This window comes from Bacillus sp. KICET-3 (genome assembly GCF_033261025.1).
In the GTDB taxonomy this organism is placed as follows: Bacteria; Bacillota; Bacilli; order Bacillales; family Bacillaceae; genus Bacillus; species Bacillus sonorensis.
Map to the genome: position 1 here is coordinate 415,413 of NZ_CP137345.1, position 19,074 is coordinate 434,486.

The following is a 19,074-nucleotide window of genomic DNA, read 5'->3' on the forward strand; positions in this document are numbered from 1 at the left end:
GGAAGAGATGGATGTTGACATACAGCAAGAAATTATCCATATTGTTCGGCATTTTGGCCGTGATGTTGATCATTGCGTCCGGATGTTCCTCCGGCCAAAAGGAGAACAGCGGAGCATCACAAGGAGAAGGAAGAGAGATTAAGCATGAGCTTGGAACAGCCCATGTAAACGGAACCCCAAAAAGGGTTGTCGTTTTGGAGCTGTCCTTTCTTGACGCGGTAACAAAATTGGGTGTGAAGCCCGTTGGAATAGCGGATGACAAGAAAAAAGACATGATCGAAAAGCTTGTCGGCGGACCGATCGAATATACATCGGTCGGAACCCGCAGTGAGCCGAATTTGGAAATCATCAGTTCTCTTCAACCCGATCTAATCATTGCAGACGCTGAGCGCCACAAAAATGTGTATCGGGACCTGAAGGGGATTGCGCCTACGGTTGTTCTAAAGAGCAGAGAGGCGACGTATCAAGAAACGATTGACGGCTTCCAAACAATCGCTAAAGCCCTCAATAAAGAAAAAGAGGGAAAACAGGACTTAGCCGAACATCAGAAGCAAATGGACGGGCTGAAAAGCAAATTGCCTAAAAACGAAAAACGCACGATTCTGCTCGGTGTTGCCCGGACTGATTCTTTTAACATTCATACGTCATCCTCCTATGACGGGGAGATTATGGAGGAGCTCGGCTTTAAACATGCGGTCCAATCAAAAGAAGCGTATAAAGATGTCAGCTTGGAACAACTGAGCGAAATCAATCCGGATATCTTGTTTATATCCAGCAATGAAGGGCATACGATTGTTGATGACTGGAAGAACAATCCGATTTGGAAAAACCTGAAAGCCGTCAAAAATGGTCAAGTTTACGACGCTGACCGCGATCTTTGGACAAGATTCAGGGGAATCAGTTCAAGCGAAAAGCTGTCAAAAGACTTGATCCAAAAAGTGTACGGCAAATAATCAAAATAACAAGAAGCGGGAGCCATTCCTTGCTTCTTCTTGTTTTATCAAGGGTGCAATAAGGAAGTGGGCCATTTGAATGTTTCAGCAAACAGATTTCTTATTTTTATCACTGCTTTTATTTTATTCATAGCGGGCATCGGTTTAAACTTGTCCGTCGGGGCATCACACATCAGCTTTGCTACCGCTTTAAAATCGCTGGTGGTCTGGGATCATTCGAAAGAACAGCTGATCATCACGACCCTTCGGCTTCCGAGAACGCTGCTCGCCGTTTTTGTCGGAGCGAACCTGGCTGTGGCAGGGGCTTTGATGCAGGCCATGACGAGAAATCCGCTGGCTTCTCCGCAGCTATTTGGAGTGAATGCGGGGGCATCATTGGCTGTGGTGGCTTCAATCGTTTTGTTCCCTCATCTAAACGCTTTTTCTTCTGTCGGTTTTGCCCTCATCGGTGCGGCAGCCGGAGGTTTCATTGTGTATTCTTTTTCTTCCTCAGGGGGAATGACGCCGGTAAAGCTGGCGCTGACCGGTATGGCCGTCCACCTTTTTCTATCTTCATTTACACAGGGGATCATCATCCTGAACGAATCAGCGGGTGATGTACTGTACTGGATGACCGGGGCGATTGACGGGAGCAATTGGCAAGATGTATCGGTTGTCTTGCCGTTCACAATCATCGGCATCGGACTCGCTGTCATTTTCTCCGGAGCGGTTTCCATTCTTGGATTGGGTGATGAGACGGCAAAAGGGCTTGGCCAAAATACAAAAGGAATCAAAGCGCTCGTCAGCATATTGATCCTGATCCTTGCCGGTTCTTCCGTCGCCGTTGCCGGGCCGATCGGATTTGTCGGTCTGATGGTGCCGCATATCGTCCGGAAACTGGCAGGCGAAAATTACAAATTCGTCATCCCGTTTTCCGCTTTGTTCGGGGCCCTGCTGCTTGTGTACGCCGATGTACTCGCAAGGTTTATCGCCTTTCCGTATGAATCTCCCGTCGGTATTGTGACAGCCGTTCTTGGAACTCCGTTTTTCTTATATTTGGCGAGGAAAGAGAGGAATTTAAGGTGAAAAAGAGTCTCCATATTAAACATCCTTACATGATGATCATTCTTCTTTTTCTAGTCATGCTTGCCTGCGTCATCATCAGCATGGGATATGGGGCGCTTTATATCGCACCTGGTGACGTGGTGAAAAATCTGTTCGGGATCAGCGGCGAATATCAGTTTATTATTCAAAAATACCGGCTTGCAAGGGTGGTTTTGGCGGTTCTGGCCGGAGCCGGTCTTGGCGTTTCTGGTGCGATTTTGCAGGGGGTGATCAGAAATCCGCTTGCATCCCCCGATGTTATTGGAATAACGAAGGGCGCCAGCCTGGCGGCGATGATCGTCATCCTGATTTTCCCCGCTGCGCCTCTTATCGTTTTGCCGTTGTCTGCATTTGCCGGAGCCGGTCTGGTTGCTGTATTGTTAATGATATTCGTACGTAAAAAAAATGCCAGGCCTTCAACGATCGCGTTGGTTGGAATCGCCTTGGGCGCGGTTTGCCACGCGGGCATGCAATATATGATGGTCAAGTTTCCGGGGGATGTCAATGCCGCTTTGATTTGGGTAACCGGGAGCTTGTGGGGAAGGAACTGGGATGAGATCAAGCTCCTTGCTCCATGGCTGATGATATTTTTGCCGATTCTCTTCCTTTTGGCGTCCAAGCTTGATTTAATGTCCCTTGGGGATGAGCTTGTCGACGGTTTGGGAGAGCGGTCGGCCCGTCTCAGGTTTATTTTAATATTTGCAGCTGTCGGCCTTGCCGGCAGCTGTGTGGCAGTCGTCGGTTCAATCGGATTTATCGGTTTAATAGCTCCGCATATTGCCAGAAGGCTTGTCGGAACAAAATCGAAGCATCTGCTCCCTGCTTCAGGGCTTGCGGGTTCGATCATACTGCTGGCCTCTGACAGCCTTGGAAGAGGGCTGATGCCGCCTGTAGAAATACCGGCCGGTATATTGACTGCGATTATAGGCGCTCCTTATTTTCTTTATTTACTAAAACAGGAAGCGGGAAAAAAGTGAGAGGAGGATGATGACGGTGAAACTAGCGGCGGAAAAGCTGACTCTTTCTTATGACACATCGACAATCATCAACGAGATTGATTTGGAAATACCAGAGGGCAAGATCAGCGTTCTGATCGGCTCAAACGGCTGCGGGAAATCAACGATATTGAAAGCCTTGGCAAGGATCATGACGCCTGAAAGGGGTTCTGTGTATCTGGACGGAAAAGAAATTCACAGGCAGCCGTCAAAAGAAATCGCGAAAAAAATGGCGATTTTGCCCCAATCGCCCCAGGCGCCGGAAGGGCTTACCGTGGAGGAGCTTTGCTACTTCGGAAGACATCCTCATAAAAAACTGCTTTCCAAGCATACAAAAGAAGATCATGACATGGTTGACTGGGCTTTACAAGCTACGGGAATGGAGGAGCTGCGCAATCGGACGCTTGATGCCCTTTCCGGCGGACAAAGGCAGAGAGCCTGGATTTCCATGTCTTTGGCGCAAGGCACGGATCTGCTTCTGCTTGACGAACCTACAACTTTTTTGGATATCGCGCATCAGATCGAAGTATTGGAGCTGTTAAAACAACTGAATCGGGAGCATGGCCGTACAATTGTCATGGTACTGCACGATTTGAATCAGGCGTCACAGTACGCCGATTATTTAATCAGCATATTGGACGGGAAAGTATACAGCGCCGGAGCTCCTGTTGAAGTATTTACACCAGCGCTGTTCCGAGACGTTTTTGGCCTTGAATGCTGCATTATGAAAAGCCCGGTCGACCAAAAGCCGATGTGTCTGCCGACCGGATTATGCGGCAGAGCGCTTGTAAAAACAACGCGAAATATGAACGGATGAGGTTTGAGCTTACAGGCCAAACCTCTTTTTTCGTTTTAACAGAAGAGTCGTGTTACAGTAAAAGTAAAAGCCTAAGCGGGTGATGCCATATGTTTTTAAAAAAACTGACTTTGCTGCAAGAAAACATTTCTGATGATTCAACATATCCCTTTTCAATTCCGGCTATCAGACACTTGAATGAATTAACCTTTGAACAAAATGTTGCGTTTTTTGTCGGGGAAAACGGCTCCGGGAAATCGACCCTGCTTGAAGCAATCGCTGATAAATCCGGATTCAACACGGCAGGCGGTGGAAGGAATCATACATATAAAGTGCATGCATCAGGCTCTTCCTTGGGAGACTATATCAGGCTTTCCTGGCTTCCAAAAGCAACAAACGGCTTTTTCCTGCGTGCTGAATCCTTCTATCATTTTGCGACTTATATTGAGAAAGTAAATCCGGGATTAAGGGGCTATGGTGGCCGGTCCCTCCATCAACAGTCACATGGCGAATCATTTTTATCGCTTTTCAAACACCGTTTTGACGAAAAAGGGATCTATCTTCTCGATGAGCCTGAAGCTGCATTATCTCCGGCAAGGCAGCTGACTTTTTTGAAAATCATCCATGATTTGACCCGCAGCAGGAAAGCCCAGTTCATCATTGCTTCCCACTCCCCGATTTTGCTCGGATATCCGGAAGCGCAGATTTTCAGCTTTGACGGTGAAAACATTGCTGAAGTGAGCTATGAGAATACCGATCACTATATGCTGACAAAATATTTCCTTCAGCATCGCGAAAAGCTTCTTGCCGATCTGTTTTCAGAAGATGTTTGATGTGAAACGCGTTTCATAGGATATGATAAGATGCAAACAATTCAAATAGGAGTGAAACCATATGATTCATCAGGATTTGCGATCATTTCACGAACATTTTTTGTGGGGCTCTGCCTCTGCCGCCTACCAAGTGGAAGGAGCTTGGGACGAGGATGGGAAAGGCGCCTCGGTCTGGGACGTATTCACAAAAATTCCGGGTAAAACGTTTAAGGGCAGCAACGGAGATATTGCAGTCGACCATTATCACCGTTTTAAAGAAGATGTCGCTTTGATGGCTGAAATGGGATTGAAGGCATACCGCTTTTCAGTAAGCTGGCCGCGGATTTTTCCAAAAGGCAGGGGAGAGGTGAATGAAGCCGGTTTAAGATTTTATGACAGCTTGATTGATGAATTGCTGGCGCATGACATCGAACCTGTTTTAACGCTTTATCATTGGGACCTTCCCCAAGCTTTAATGGAAGAGTACGGGGGATTTGAATCAAGGCGGATCATCGAGGATTTTGACAGATACTGCGTGGCGCTCTACAAGCGGTATGGAGACAGGGTGAAACATTGGGTATCCCTTAATGAGCAAAACTACAACTTTAACCACGGATTTATTACGGCCATGCATCCTCCGGGAGTAAAGGACAGAAAACGGTTTTATGAAGCCAATCATATCGCATTTTTAGCCAATGCCAAGGCGATAGATTCGTTTCGCCGGTATGTTCCGGACGGAAAAATCGGGCCAAGCTTTGCTTATTCGCCGGCCTATCCGCTATCCAGCCATCCGAACGACATCCTCGCTTTCGAAAACGCCGAGGAATTCACAAATCACTGGTGGCTTGATGTATACTGCCGGGGAACATATCCGGCTATTCCTTTTCAGTATTTGCAGGAAAAAGGCTGGGCACCGACGATAGCGGATGGAGATATGGATTTGTTGGCAAAAGGGAAACCTGATTTTGTGGGAGTGAATTACTATCAGACCATCACCTATGAAATGAATCCGCTGGACGGTGTTTCAGAAGGGAAAATGAACACAACCGGCCAAAAAGGAAGCAATCAGGAAACAGGAATGCCGGGTTTGTATAAAACGAAAAGGAACCCTCATTTAGAAACGTCAAACTGGGACTGGGCCATTGATCCAATCGGCCTCAGAATCGGTCTGCGCAGAATTTCAAGCCGCTACCACCTTCCTGTATTTATTACGGAAAACGGATTGGGAGAATTTGATAAAGTTGAACAAGACGGCACGATTCAGGATGATTACAGAATCGCATATTTGCGCGCCCATCTGGAACAATGCAAACAGGCTGTGAGCGACGGAGTAGATTTAATCGGCTACTGCAGCTGGTCGTTTACGGATTTATTGAGCTGGCTTAATGGATATCAAAAGAGATACGGATTTGTCTATGTGAACAGAGATGAAGAACATGTAAGAGACTTAAAGAGGATCAAAAAGAAAAGCTTTTATTGGTATCAGGACGTGATTAAGACGAACGGAGATAACCTTTAAAGCAAAGAGAAAGCAAGGCGCTGAACAGCATCAGCGCCTTCATTATTTTGGGGCGCAGCAACTCGAATCAAACACAAGATGAGGATATTACAGATGATCCGATATATAAAGTGAAGACAATCTTGTTTTCCCTTGTAAAAAATAGAATAGCTAATGTAATTTGCTGAGGATTTGAAAATTTCTTTGGGTGAAAAGAAGGTTTTTAAGATGAAAAATCTAATTTTCCCATAACAAAGAAAAATGTTATACCTCTGGGAACCCCTATACAGGAGCTTACCCAACGAATGTTATAAAATAACCTGACAAGGAGTGGATGGATGTGCTACGCAAACTTTTGAAATCGTTAAAAAACAGCAGTTACCGCAAATACAGCAGCAGCGACTATGGAAGGCGCCCGAACAAAAAGTACAGCAGCAGCGATTATAGAAAAAAAGGCTATGGTCATCATCATTACAAAAGAAAACATAAGAAATTTTACAGCAGCTGATTTCCTGTGAAAACGGTTCTAAGATGGGTATTTGACCGCCCGTTAAAAAAGGGAACAGAAATTGCCGGACGATATCACATCAAACGTGTTCTGGGGATGGGGAGCTACGGCATCACATATTTAGCCGAACGGCTTGACGGCGGAGGCCCTTGTGTCGTCAAACAGCTGCGAAAAACAAAAGGATGGACACAAGGCGGCCGGAAGTCTTTTGCCCGGGAAGCGGGGATTTTAAGCAAATTGGCCCCTCCTGCAGCGCCCCGCCTGTATGATGTATTGAAAATCGGGCGGAACCGCTTTATCGTGATGGAATATATTGACGGAAAAACGTTCGAAGATTTGATTTTTTATGAAGGCCGTATTTTTGACGAACGGCAAACTGTTTTAAGATTGCTTGAGGTTCTTCAAATCGTCTCTTCGATTCATGGCTGCGGGTTGATTCACCGCGATTTGAGAATACCCAATATTCTTGACGCGGGAGGAAGCATTCGCATTATCGATTACGGGCTTGCCTGCAGTCTGGCAGACCGTGAAAGGATAGTTTACAGGCACCCGGAAAAAAGGCTGATGCGGTCCGTTTCTGTGAAAAGCGATTTTTATGCATTGGGGCATTTTACGCTGTTTCTTTTGTATTCAGGATATACACCTATAACAAAAGATGAAAAAAGCTGGGAAGAAGAGCTTTCTGTATCTCCCGGGCTAAAAGCCGTTTTACGAAAAATGCTGCAGATTGATCCTCCGTATGAAAGTGCCCAAGATATCATCGCCGACCTGAAGTCCTTCTGTTTAACCTCCGGGCAGGCAATAAAAGAAAATATGTAATCAAAAGGGATGGTCATGAATGAATTCAATTTTGATCACCGGGGCGGGACCGACAGGATTGGTGCTTGCGCTTTATCTTGCAAGGCGCGGGGTGCCGCTTCGCATCATTGACAAAAATTCAGGCCCGGGCCGGACATCCCGGGCAATGGCGGTTCATGCCCGTACACTTGAATTTTACCGGCAGCTTGACATCGCCGATGAAGCCGTTGCAAAAGGGATTAAGGTCAATGAGCTTCATATTCGCGGAGGCAGTAAAGAAAAGGGACGCGCCGAACTTGGGGATATGGGAGGAGGACTAAGCCCTTATCCTTTTGTTCTTAGCTTTGCCCAGGATGAACATGAGCAGTTTTTGCTTGAAAAGTTAAAGGAGTCCGGGATCGAGGTTGAATGGGAAACAGAGCTCAGCTCATTTATTGATGAAGGCGGATATGTAGCGGCTGAGCTAAAGAAAAACGGCAAAACGGAAACGGTCAAGGCCGCTTTTCTATGCGGGTGCGACGGCGCCCACAGCACCGTACGGCGCGGTTTGGGCCTCGATTTTCACGGAGGCACGTATGAGCACACCTTTTATGTCGCTGATGCGGAAGCATCAGGTGACGCCGCTTCAAAACATGATCTGAATATGTGCCTTGGTGAAGACGGATTTTGTATTGTGTTCCCAGTAAGGAGCACGGGTTTAAACCGATTCATCGGCATTCTCCCCCCGGCCTTGGAAGACCGCGGGAAGCCGGCGTTCGAAGATGTTGCTCCATTTATAGAAAATCTGCTCCACGTCAAAATTCACGGTGTGAACTGGTTTTCGACGTATCGCGTTCATCATCGTGTGGCCGGTAAATTCCGCAAAGGGCGGGTTTTTATTTTAGGAGACGCCGGACATATTCATAGTCCGGTGGGCGGCCAAGGGATGAATACGGGCATCGGTGATGCCGTTAATTTAGCATGGAAGCTGGCGGCGGTTCTTCATGGGCGGGCCAATGAAGCGGTTTTGGACAGCTATGAAACGGAACGGCGTGCTTTTGCCCGGCAGCTTGTCAATACGACAGACAAGGCTTTTCATGCCATCATCGGTCAAAACCTTACGGGAAGGCTCGTCAGGACCGTTCTTATTCCTCATGTCGCGCCGTTTCTCCTGGGTTTTTCAACGGTGAAAAAGGCCGCATTCAACACTGTCTCACAAATTCGCATCCATTATCGAGACAGTGCGCTGAGCGTGGGAAAGGCCGGGAAGCTTCAAGGTGGGGACCGTCTCCCTTGGGTCAGCGGTGATGGGATTGATAACTTCGCGCCGCTCATATCCGCTGATTGGCAGATTCACATCTATGGTGAGGCAACCGAGGAGATGCGTGAAACTGCGGGAAAACACAACCTTGCACTGTATGAGTTTAAATGGAACCCGGCCTGCGGGAAGGCGGGATTTCTGCGCAATACCCTCTACCTTGTACGGCCGGATGGACACATAGGACTTGCAGACAGCAGACAGGATATTCCTAAGCTGTCCAATTATTTATCATCATTTGGAATCGGACAAAAATGAAAAGCTGCCGGGATAACGGCAGCTTTTTATTTAAATGATCCGATGCAGATGATCGGCTATTTCTACATGCTTACTGCGGAGGCTGTCACCTCCATTGCGGCAAACTGTTCCTCTGGCAGGCCTGCGACTTGCGGTTTCAATTTGCCATTTAGTCATCTTTTCAAGTCTTTTTCAAACGATTGTCTGACTTGCCTGTTCTTTATGTATGTTTGCCATTTTCCGGGCTTCGGCCTGGTCTTTTTTTAATTTGATATAGACTTCAACCCGTTTATGTATGTTTTGTTTCAGTTGATAGGCTTCACTGCCCTGATAAGCTTTGGCATTGTAGCGAATGGGAGCGGCGCTTTTTCCCCGGCCGGTTGCGCTGATTAAAGCAGAGTAGTCTGCGGCGGCTAATTGCTGTGCGATTTCTGATGCTTCGTATTCTCTCTTGAGTAAGTGGTCAAGATCATTGACCGCTTGAATGGTGTCTGTAAGCACTTTGTTTGCGGCATCTAAATAATGTTTGAATTCAGCGGCTGAAAATGTCTCTAAGGAAATTAAGTCATTGATTTCCTCTAATATGCTTTTGAGTTCCTTTTTCTGTTCAGAAACCATCGTTTTCGAATTCAGATAGGCGTGAGCCAGCTGATTTTCAAGAAACTCCATGTCCACAAACGTGTCGCCCGAAAGATTGGCATCGGCCATCATGCCTGAGACCCCGTTCAAAAACTGAATCTGCATATCGGCCAGATTGAGCCAGTCGTCGACAATACCGGCTTGATCCTTGTAAAACGCTTTAATGTTGTCCGCGCCTCTTCCCTGAAAGTCGTCGTCCAAATCGGCTATGCCCTGAAAAGCTTTTTTTAGGCTGACAAGATCTTCTCTAAACCTTTTGTACTCTTCCAGCCGCTCCTTCATCGCTGCTAATAGGGAGTTTGCTTCATAAACTTTCATTCTTCATCCCCTTCCCTCATCTTTTTAGTGAAGAGTTTACCACTTTGTAAAAGGGAGATGGTGAATAAATCCTAAAATTTTATGAAAATGAATCCTTTAGATCAGGAATTACAGGTTCGATTGTCCTGTTGTTTGGCCGGAGAGCTATCAGACTGGTTATTTTGAAGGCCAATTTTCCGAAACAGGTTTTAGGAAAGAGTATCTTTATTCGTTAAAAATGTGAAATACTGTGAACAACCATAATAGAATTGGTGTTTTATGCTATCTTAAAATCAAAAAATGATAGAGAAAAAGACTGGGAAAATGAAGGAAATAAATTTGACTACTTTGTTTCACTTTATTAATATTATAGTCACATATTTTAGAAAATAAGGGATTTTTGTCGAAATTTGTCTTGTAGAGGGAGGAGACGGGCTTTGAGTGCAGATAGATACCGCCTTGGAATCGATATTGGAGGAACTTTTACCGACCTTTCGTTGCTGAATCCGGAAGATGGGAGCCTGACCGCGGTAAAGACGCCGACAGTTCCGGATGATCCGGCACGGGGCATTATAAATGGTTTAGCTCTGTTAAAGGAGAAGGAGATTCACCCTTCGAACATTCATTATTTTGTGCATGGCATGACGATTGGCTTGAATACGCTGCTGCAACGGAAGGGGGCAAGAATCGCCCTTTTTGTGACCGAAGGTTTTCGCGACATTCTTTCTCTTCAGCGTTTGCGCCTTCCGATTCCGTATGATTTCAGATCGCGAATGCCTGAGCCGCTTATTCCCCGCAAATACGTTTTTCCGATTAAAGAGAGAATGCTTTATGATGGATCTGAAAAAATTCCGCTCCATTTGAAAGAGGTTGATGAAGCAGTCGACAAAGTTTTGGAAGAAGGCCTTGAAGGCATCGTCATATCCTTCCTGCACAGCTACCGCAGCCCTTTGCACGAACATCAAGCTGCAGAGCGAATCAGGCAGAAAGCGCCGGAATTGGAGGTAGTGACATCTTCAGAGCTTTGGGCGCAAATGAGAGAATATGAACGTACGGTCATGTCTGTCGCCAATTTATATATAAAATCAAATGTACGGCACTATTTCGACACGCTGAAAGAGAGGCTCGCCACAGCGGGAATTCCGGCGACCCCATTTATTACCCAGTCAAACGGGGGCTTAATGGATATTGAATCGGCTGCAAAGGCGCCTGTCAAAACGCTTTTTTCCGGGCCGGCCGCAGGAGTCATCGGGGCGATTCGGGCTGCCGAATCTGCCGGAATACGCAATGTGATCACGTTTGATGTCGGGGGGACAAGCGCAGATATTTCAATCGTTGAAGAAGGAAAAGCTGCGCTTACACAGTCCAACCAAATCTCCGGTTTCCCGGTGGCCATTCCGTCCGTTGCAATGTATTCGATTGGAGCGGGCGGCGGTTCCTTTGCCTGGATCGATAAAGGGGGACTTTTGAAAGTTGGACCGGAATCGGTCGGATCAGACCCTGGGCCGGCCTGTTATGGAAAAGGGGAAAAGGCCGCTCTTACCGATGCGTTTCTCGTTTGCGGCTATTTAAATCCCGCCCGGTTTGCTTCCGGGAAAATGAAGCTTTACTGCGAAAAATCAGAGGAGGCGCTCCGGCCGATCGCCGCTTATTTAGGTACGGATGTGCGGGGAGCAGCGGATCAAATGATTCAGGTGGCTGTTGCCAATATGTATACGGAGTTAAGCAATGTGATGGAACAGCGGGGATTTGATCCGAGAGAATTCAGCCTGTTGGCATTCGGAGGAGCCGGACCTGTGACGGCAAATTTTCTGGCGGAGGAAATTCAGGCGAAAAACGTGCTCATTCCTCCGAGCCCCGGTACATTATCGGCTTTGGGGGCTTTGACTGCAGACTTTGTCTATGATGCTGTTTATTCAAGACAGGTGCTGCTTGAAGATATGACCATGAGCGAATTGAAAGAGGAATTTGCAAAGCTGACGAAGCAAGCCGAAAAGTGGCTTGATGAACAGCGTGTACAGTCTTTGGCGGGCACGTCCCTCCTATTCTTGCTTGACGCCCGTTATAAAGGACAGGCGTATGAGATAGAGCTTCCGGTTTCACCGGAATGGCTTGAAAGCAGCAGTCAGGCGGAAATTGCAGAATCCTTCCATTTGATCCATGAACGCCAATACGGACACAGCGACGAAAAAACGAGCATTGAACTGATGAATATGCGCGTGAGGATCATAGGAAAAACGCCAAAACCGCCACTAAAAGAAATCAGCCGCTGCACGGGCTCAAATGCGGAGCCGGCATGCAGAAGGACGATCATGTTAAAAGGCCGAACATATCAGGCTGATGTTTATGACCGACGCGCCCTTGCAAACGGGCAGAGCATCGATGGCCCCGCCATTATTGAGCAGGATGATTCAACGACGCTGATTCTGCCAAATTGGCAGGTTACTGCTGATCAAGCGGGAAACCTTATCATTGAACGGAAGGAGAGCGGACGATAATGCGTACAGATCCTGCACGTTTGGAAATGATGAGAAGCTATTTCAACGCTATAGCCTCGGGAATGGGCCATGTCATCGAACGGACCTCTTTTACAACATTTGTAAATGAATCTGCCGATTTTGCGACTGCTTTGGCTACACCTGATGGAGAATTTTTCGTGTATCCGAAGACAGTGGGTGTGACGATCTTTTTGGGGTTGTCGTTAAAGCGTGCAATTGAAGAAAGCGGCCCGTTTGAACCCGGGGACATCGTCATCACGAATGACCCCTATACAACCGACGGATTGGCGACTCATCTGCCTGATATTCACGTTTTTAAGCCTATTTTTATCGATGGGGAGATTATCAGCTATGCATGGGCATTCGTCCATTGCAGCGATGTGGGGGGGATGGTTCCGGCCAGCATTTCGCCTACTGCAACTGATATTCACCAGGAAGGTTTGAGAATACCCCCGGTGAAAATTTACAAGGCGGGTAAGGAAAATCGTGAAGTATTGCAAATCCTTCGGGCCAACAGCAGGGTTCCGGACTTAAATGAAGGAGACATCAACGCCATGATTGCGGCGGTCAAGACAGCCGAAAGCCGTTTGAAGGCGATGATCGGCAAATTTGGAAAAGATGCCGTCCGTCAGGGAATGGATGATTTGCTTGAACAGGCGTCAATGAGAGCCGGCAAAGTCATCGGCCGCATTCCAGATGGAACGTACAGCTTTTCAGATTATCTTGATGATGACATGATCTCGGACGTTCCGATTCGGCTTGCTGTTTCGGCAAAAGTCGCCGCTGAAAAAATCGCCCTTGATTTTTCTGACTGCGACCCGCAGGTGCAAACCGCTTTTAATCTTGTAACAAACGGAACAAAACATTCGTTTTTATACCAAGGTTTGATTAATTATATCATTAGTGAAGACCCTTATATTCCGGTTAACGGCGGACTTACGAGACCGATTGAGGTCATCGCTCCGAAAGGAACATTGGTTCATCCGGAATATCCGGCAGCGGTAGGGATCCGTCACTCCATCACGATGAGATTGTATAATGCTGTTCTTGGCGCGCTGGCAAAAGCGCTTCCTGAAGCGGTGCCCGCAGCCGGTGCCGGCCAGTCGGCCATTGTTGTTCTGTCTGTGCCTGATGAATCTTCAGGCGGCAGAAAGATGTCTGTCGTCGAACCGATGGGCGGCGGAGGAGGCGGACAGCATGATATGGACGGAGCCGACGGAATCGACCATGCGTCTGGATTTTTAAAAAACACGCCGATAGAAAGCTTGGAACAGCATATTGATATTTATGTTCACCGTTATGAGCTCGTCAAAGACACTGCCGGAGCGGGCCTGCACCGCGGCGGCCATGCGATTGGACTGGAGTTTGAAGCGGTTGCACCCGAATCGATCGTAACCGCCAGAGGAATGGAGCGCCTGCGTTTTCAGCCTTGGGGACTTGCCGGAGGAAAGGCAGGGTCTCTGGGCCGCGTCCGGCTTCACCCGGGTCAGTCCGATGAAAAAATGATGCCGAAGATTGATGTATTGAAGCTGGAACAAGGGGACATCGTCAATCTTCAATCTCCCGGGGGCGGCGGATGGGGTGATCCGTTCATCCGGAAGGCCGAACTGGTGTTGAAAGAAGTTGAAGAAGAACTGCTGAGTGAGGAGGCCGCTTTACAGCGCTACGGCGTGGCACTGAGGAAAAATGAAAGCGGCCGTCTCAGCATAGATGATGAAAAAACGAATCAAATCAGAAGAGAGAAAGCAGGAAGAGCAAGGAAGCATTGGGATTTTGGCAGGGCAAGGGAGGAATACGAACAGCGCTGGACCGAAGAGGCCAGTACAGCTCTGGCCAGAATGTTGCGAAAGCTTCCGGCGAATCAAAGATCCCATGTTAAACATCTGGTCCATGATTATGTTTTGAAAAAAGGCCGCAGCCCGGTCAGCAAAGAGGCTGTTGCAGCTGTTTTTGAGAAACTGGGAGTAAAAAATAATGCGAAAATGGAGAGATAACAATGAAAAGAAAAATATCTGCTTTGTTTATTCTGTCTCTTATCAGTATGCTGCTTCTTTCGGCATGTGGCGGCAGCGGCGGCCAGGGGAATAAAAAATCCGATACCGTTGTAATCGGCGTATATGGCGGTGATTGGGAAAAACATATCAAGCCGAGCATTGAAGGATTTGAGAAAGATACGGGGCTGAAAGTCAAAGTTGTTTCCGGGACAGACTCTGAGTGGCTCACAAAGCTTAAAGCGTCGAATGGACAAAATGCTCCATATGATCTTTTGATTTTGCAGCCGGATTCAATTCAGCGGGCACAGTCAGCAGGGCTGCTGCAGCCGATTGACCAGAAGAAAGTTCCGAATATAAAAGATTTGTATCATTCCGTTCAAAAGCGATTCACTGTTGACGGTAAGCAATATGCGGCAGGGTTCAGCATGGGGCAGCTCGGTATTGCGTACCGAAAGGATCTTGTTCCGCAAGAGCCGAAACGATGGACCGACCTTTGGAACAGCAGCTATCAGGGGCATGTCGCCGTTTCTTCCCCGACTTATTCGGCCGGCCTCCAATTTTTTGCCGGTTTAATTAATGCGCAAGGCGGCTTGGAATCGAATAAAAAAGATGTGGATAAAGCGTTCAATAGTTTAGCGGATTTGAAGAAAAATGTGACGGCATATCCTGATAACCCCGGTTCGATTCAAACGCTTCTAGAGCGCGGGGACGCGTGGGTTGTTCCTTTTTGGGACGGCCGGGCCTATTCTCTTGAGGATGCCGGTCTGGACGTAGGTTTTGCCTACCCTGAGGAAGGCGCGGTTGCAGCCCTCGCAAGCTGGGCCGGCTTATTACAGCAATTTAAAATGGGTTGATTATGAAATTGCAACGACAAAAATAAGCGATTGGACAAATCGCTGGAATCAAGTACTTGGCGGAAAATAGGTGGCAATCATGAGCGCAATTCAGATTCAGCATGTCAGCCGGCATTTCGGGAATAACATCGCATTAGAAGACGTACAGCTTGAAGTCAGGGAAGGAGAGTTTTTCTCGCTCCTTGGCCTGAGCGGCTGCGGAAAGTCTACGCTCCTTAATATTATAGCCGGATTTCTTAAACCGACTTCAGGCTTTATATCTATAGGGGGACAGGATGTAACTGATTTGCCGCCTTATCATCGAAACTGCGGAATGGTTTTTCAAGATTATGCTTTATTTCCGCATTTGAATGTTTTTGAAAATGTAGCATACGGTTTAAAAATTCAAAAAATGCCTCGGCAAAAGCTCAAAGAGCGGGTGGTGGAAAGCCTTTCATTGGTCCACCTTGAAAAATACGCAAAACGCATGCCCCATCAGCTTAGCGGCGGCTAGCGGCAGCGGGTGGCGATCGCACGCGCTTTGGCGGTACAGCCTTCGGTATTGCTGCTTGATGAGCCGTTAAGCAATCTGGATGCAAAACTTCGAAAAGAAATGCAGTTTGAGCTGCGCCGCATTCAAAAACGCGTCGGCATAACAACGATTCTGGTGACACATGATCAAGAGGAAGCGTTAAGCTTATCAGACAGGATCGGGGTGCTTGGCAATGGCAGGCTTCAGCAGCTTGGAGCTCCTTTGGACGTATACCGCAAGCCTGCCAACCGGTTTGTCGCAGAGTTTATCGGACAGGTCAATCTCCTCGAGGCCCGGGCGGAAGAAAGGCAGGATTCAACAGGCGCATATCGTTATGAGGTTCCCGGTTTTGAAGTGCGGGAAGGTGTTCCGCTTTCTTTTGAGGTCAGCCGGAATATTCTGAAGAAGCCTTATTCCTCTGTATTATTTATGCTGCGTCCCGAACGAATTTCGATTTGGCTTAATCATCCTCCGGAAGGTTCGGAGAATAGAAGACGCGTAACATTGACAGATGTCAGCTATATCGGAAATGCCATTAGACTAAAGGCGGCTTTTGCAAAGGGAGAGCTGATCATTCAGGTGCCTGATCCGCACTTTCCGAAGCTGCCGAAGCCGGGAGACGAGATGTATATAGCATGGGAGCCGGAAGACCTTGTTCCTCTTGAGATAAAGGAGGATAAACATGGCTGTCGATAGTCAGAAGCGGTTTTATTGGTTTTTGCTGATTCCGGCTCTGTTGTTTTTTGGGGTTTTTCTCGTACTTCCGTTCGTTCTTTTACTGATATTAAGTTTCAAGGATGTTGACGGGATGATGAATACGCTGGATTCGTACAGCTTTTCCCAATATATCGAGGTATTTGCGTCAGACGTTTACTTGAAAACGATCGGGACAACGCTGTGGACGGCATTAAAAACCACCGTCTTATGCCTCTTGATGGCGTATCCTGCCGCTTATTTGCTGGTTAAAGCACCAAACCGGAAATGGCGTGCATTATTCTACATTTTGCTCGTATCGCCTCTTTTGACCAGCGTCGTCATCAGGACGTTTTCCTGGATTGTGCTGCTTTCGCAAAACGGGCTGATCAATGAGGCGCTGATCAGTATGAGATTGATCGAAAAGCCGCTGCCGCTTTTATGGAATATGAATGCGGTCATTATAGCGTACGTCCAGGTTATGCTTCCATTTGCTGTTTTGCCGATTGCCACTTCTTTGAACGATATCAAACCGAATTTGAAGCATGCTTCCATGAGCCTTGGGGCGGGAAGGCTGCGGACGTTTTTCTCTATTACGCTGCCGCTGACAATCCCCGGAACGGCCACCGGTGCGGTCATTGTATTTTCGCTTGCCGCCGGAAGTTATATCACCCCACTTTTAGTCGGGGGACGGATGCAGCCTCTGCTGCCGTTGTCGATCTATCAGCAGGTGCTGCAAGTGTTTAATTTACCGCTTGCCGCCGCCATGTCCTTTACTTTATTGGCCGCAGTATTTTTGATTGTCGGTATTCTCGGAATCATTCTTAAACGCTGGGAGGCGAGGATGAATGGGTGGTCATAAATTCCGCCGAACATCTTCCGGTAAGTGGATTGATATGTGCGTTTGGACGACCGGTCTTTTTGTTTACCTCTTTTTGACGCTGCCCGTTTGTGTGATTGTTCTGTCGGCGTTCAGCCCGACAGCATATCCAAAGTTTCCTCCGACAGAGTTTTCGATTCGCTGGTTTGAGGGGATTTTCAACAGTCCGGAATGGATGGAATCGATTTGGATCAGCGGGGTATTGCTGGTGATCGTGACGCCGCTGACAGTCATACTCGGAACAGCGGCATCATATGCTTTGGCAAGACTGCAGTTTCCGGGGAAAAACGCTGTCCAATCTTTTATTCTCTCGCCGCTGATGATTCCCCAAATTGTGCTGGGAGTGGCGCTGCTCTATTTATTCACAATGATGGGGATCAACGGAACGATAACGGGATTGGTAATCGGACATATGCTGATCAGTCTTCCGTATGTCGTTCGCACGGTCGGCGTCAGTGTGGCAAATTTGGACCCAAAGCTTGAGCTTGCATCAATGAACCTTGGCGCAGGTCCCGTGCATACCTTTTTTAAGGTGACTCTCCCGCTGATTAAACCGGGAATGATTGCCGGGGCCGTGTTTTCCGCCGTAACGTCATTTGGAGAGATTTCCATCAGTCTATTTGTATCTTCTCCAATGGTCACACCCATTCCGGTCAGGACGTTCAGCTATATTGAACAGACATTTGATCCGAGCGTCAATGCCATTTCTGTCATATTTATTGCGGTATCTGTGATCGCCCTCGTCATCATTGAGCGGACGATCGGGCTGTCAAAAACGATGTAGGATGTTATGTTATAAGACAAGCAGGCTTTTTTTAGCCTGCTTGTCTTTTTTTGTTAATTAAGTGTTGACAATCTCGCATGAACAGTAGTAGTATTTTTAAATACTAGTAGTGTTTTTTAGAACTACTAAGAAGGGAGCGGACATTATGGAAGAATTGAAAAAACTCGGGCTGTCAGATTTAGAAGCCCGCTGTTATATGACATTGCACGAGCAGCCTGATATGACGGGGTATGAAGTGGCCAAACGGGTTTCAACATCCAGGTCGAACGTGTATGCCGCACTGCGGGCGCTTGTTGACAAAGGAATTTGCCGGGTGACGAAGGGAGATACCGATAAGTATGCTGCTGTTCCGATCAGGCAAGTGGTCAAATATTTGCAGAGGGAGTTTGAAAAAACCTCAAGCGTTTTGGTTGATAAATTGAACACGCCGCCCGAGCCGGCGCCGTCTTTTTATCATTGGGAAGGTGAAAAGCATCTGAATACGGCGATTAAAAGGATGATTGCCAATGCGGAAAAAACGCTTGTCGTCGATATTTGGGCAGAAAATCTGCACAAGGTTGAAGATGAGCTGTTAGCCGCGGAGCAACGCGGAGTCACGGTTATTGTCATTACATTAGGAGAATGTGAAACACCGCTGCAACATGTTTTTGTTCACCGGCGCAAAGATTTAGAGAAGTCTTGGCCGCGGTATGGGGCGAAAAAGGTTTCCGTGCTGGCGGACAGCAGGAATGCGATTGTCTGCAGCCTTGACGGCCTATTAAAGCCGTCGGGCGTAGAGACGAATCATCCTTCAGTGATTGAGCTGCTGAAAAATGCATTTTTCGATGATCTCGTGATGATGCATATCGAAAAAGATTTCGGTGATAAGATTGCCGAAAAATACGGCAAGGATTATGAACAATTAATGGATTATTATGCCAAAGAAAAAGGCTGGGATATTTAGGAGG

At 47.4% G+C, this 19,074-nt stretch carries 15 protein-coding genes and 2 pseudogenes; 16 read left to right on the top strand and 1 reads right to left on the bottom strand.

Annotated elements, in window-relative coordinates:
* The first annotated feature begins 11 nt into the window (after nucleotides 1-11).
* From R5H20_RS02225 to R5H20_RS02265, 9 genes are all read left to right on the top strand, one after another.
* Complete coding sequence (locus tag R5H20_RS02225; RefSeq protein ID WP_006640161.1) at nucleotides 12-953, top strand: ABC transporter substrate-binding protein; 942 nt, start codon at nucleotides 12-14, stop codon at nucleotides 951-953.
* A 66-nt stretch (nucleotides 954-1,019) separates the two neighbouring features.
* Nucleotides 1,020-2,018: a FecCD family ABC transporter permease gene (locus R5H20_RS02230; protein ID WP_034326564.1), complete on the top strand. Its 999-nt coding sequence runs from the start codon at nucleotides 1,020-1,022 to the stop codon at nucleotides 2,016-2,018.
* Nucleotides 2,015-3,013 carry a FecCD family ABC transporter permease gene (locus tag R5H20_RS02235; protein ID WP_006640163.1) on the top strand — a complete coding sequence of 333 codons (999 nt, stop codon included), beginning with the start codon at nucleotides 2,015-2,017 and terminating at the stop codon, nucleotides 3,011-3,013. Before R5H20_RS02230 ends, R5H20_RS02235 begins: the two co-directional genes overlap by 4 nt.
* Before the next feature lie 10 nt (nucleotides 3,014-3,023).
* A complete protein-coding gene (locus R5H20_RS02240) occupies nucleotides 3,024-3,848 on the top strand; it encodes an ABC transporter ATP-binding protein (RefSeq protein WP_034326611.1) in 825 nt (274 codons plus the stop codon).
* Between the two features lie 89 nt (nucleotides 3,849-3,937).
* Complete coding sequence (locus R5H20_RS02245) at nucleotides 3,938-4,660, top strand: AAA family ATPase (protein WP_006640165.1); 723 nt, start codon at nucleotides 3,938-3,940, stop codon at nucleotides 4,658-4,660.
* 61 nt (nucleotides 4,661-4,721) lie between these two features.
* Nucleotides 4,722-6,158, top strand: coding sequence for a glycoside hydrolase family 1 protein (locus R5H20_RS02250; RefSeq protein WP_006640166.1), 1,437 nt, complete (start codon nucleotides 4,722-4,724; stop codon nucleotides 6,156-6,158).
* A 319-nt stretch (nucleotides 6,159-6,477) separates the two neighbouring features.
* On the top strand, nucleotides 6,478-6,645 hold the full coding sequence (locus tag R5H20_RS02255) for a hypothetical protein (RefSeq protein WP_167373806.1): 168 nt from the start codon (nucleotides 6,478-6,480) through the stop codon (nucleotides 6,643-6,645).
* 6 nt (nucleotides 6,646-6,651) lie between these two features.
* Nucleotides 6,652-7,464, top strand: coding sequence for a serine/threonine protein kinase (locus R5H20_RS02260; protein ID WP_006640168.1), 813 nt, complete (start codon nucleotides 6,652-6,654; stop codon nucleotides 7,462-7,464).
* A gap of 19 nt (nucleotides 7,465-7,483) precedes the next feature.
* On the top strand, nucleotides 7,484-8,998 hold the full coding sequence (locus R5H20_RS02265) for an FAD-dependent monooxygenase (RefSeq protein WP_006640169.1): 1,515 nt from the start codon (nucleotides 7,484-7,486) through the stop codon (nucleotides 8,996-8,998).
* A gap of 171 nt (nucleotides 8,999-9,169) precedes the next feature.
* Here R5H20_RS02265 and R5H20_RS02270 read toward each other — a convergent pair whose 3' ends face one another.
* Entirely contained in the window at nucleotides 9,170-9,934 is a 765-nt protein-coding gene (locus R5H20_RS02270) for a T7SS effector LXG polymorphic toxin (protein WP_006640170.1), read from the bottom strand.
* A gap of 416 nt (nucleotides 9,935-10,350) precedes the next feature.
* Between R5H20_RS02270 and R5H20_RS02275 the strand changes: the two genes are divergently transcribed.
* The 7 genes and pseudogenes from R5H20_RS02275 (at nucleotide 10,351) to R5H20_RS02305 (ending at nucleotide 19,070) form a co-directional block, all read left to right on the top strand.
* Nucleotides 10,351-12,411 (top strand): hydantoinase/oxoprolinase family protein, encoded by a 2,061-nt coding sequence (locus tag R5H20_RS02275; RefSeq protein ID WP_006640171.1) that lies wholly within the window; start codon nucleotides 10,351-10,353, stop codon nucleotides 12,409-12,411.
* The gene (locus R5H20_RS02280; RefSeq protein ID WP_224254449.1) at nucleotides 12,411-14,405 is read left to right on the top strand and encodes a hydantoinase B/oxoprolinase family protein; all 1,995 of its coding nucleotides are present in this window, start codon (nucleotides 12,411-12,413) and stop codon (nucleotides 14,403-14,405) included. Before R5H20_RS02275 ends, R5H20_RS02280 begins: the two co-directional genes overlap by 1 nt.
* Before the next feature lie 2 nt (nucleotides 14,406-14,407).
* Nucleotides 14,408-15,329 (top strand): annotated as a pseudogene (locus tag R5H20_RS02285) (extracellular solute-binding protein).
* A 9-nt stretch (nucleotides 15,330-15,338) separates the two neighbouring features.
* Nucleotides 15,339-16,466 (top strand): annotated as a pseudogene (locus tag R5H20_RS02290) (ABC transporter ATP-binding protein).
* Nucleotides 16,453-17,325: an ABC transporter permease gene (locus tag R5H20_RS02295; protein WP_006640174.1), complete on the top strand. Its 873-nt coding sequence runs from the start codon at nucleotides 16,453-16,455 to the stop codon at nucleotides 17,323-17,325. The pseudogene R5H20_RS02290 and the gene R5H20_RS02295 overlap by 14 nt, the downstream one beginning before the upstream one ends.
* Complete coding sequence (locus R5H20_RS02300; protein WP_006640175.1) at nucleotides 17,312-18,127, top strand: ABC transporter permease; 816 nt, start codon at nucleotides 17,312-17,314, stop codon at nucleotides 18,125-18,127. The genes R5H20_RS02295 and R5H20_RS02300 overlap by 14 nt, the downstream gene beginning before the upstream one ends.
* A 142-nt stretch (nucleotides 18,128-18,269) precedes the next feature.
* The gene (locus tag R5H20_RS02305) at nucleotides 18,270-19,070 is read left to right on the top strand and encodes a TrmB family transcriptional regulator (RefSeq protein ID WP_029419411.1); all 801 of its coding nucleotides are present in this window, start codon (nucleotides 18,270-18,272) and stop codon (nucleotides 19,068-19,070) included.
* Nucleotides 19,071-19,074: the final 4 nt, after the last annotated feature.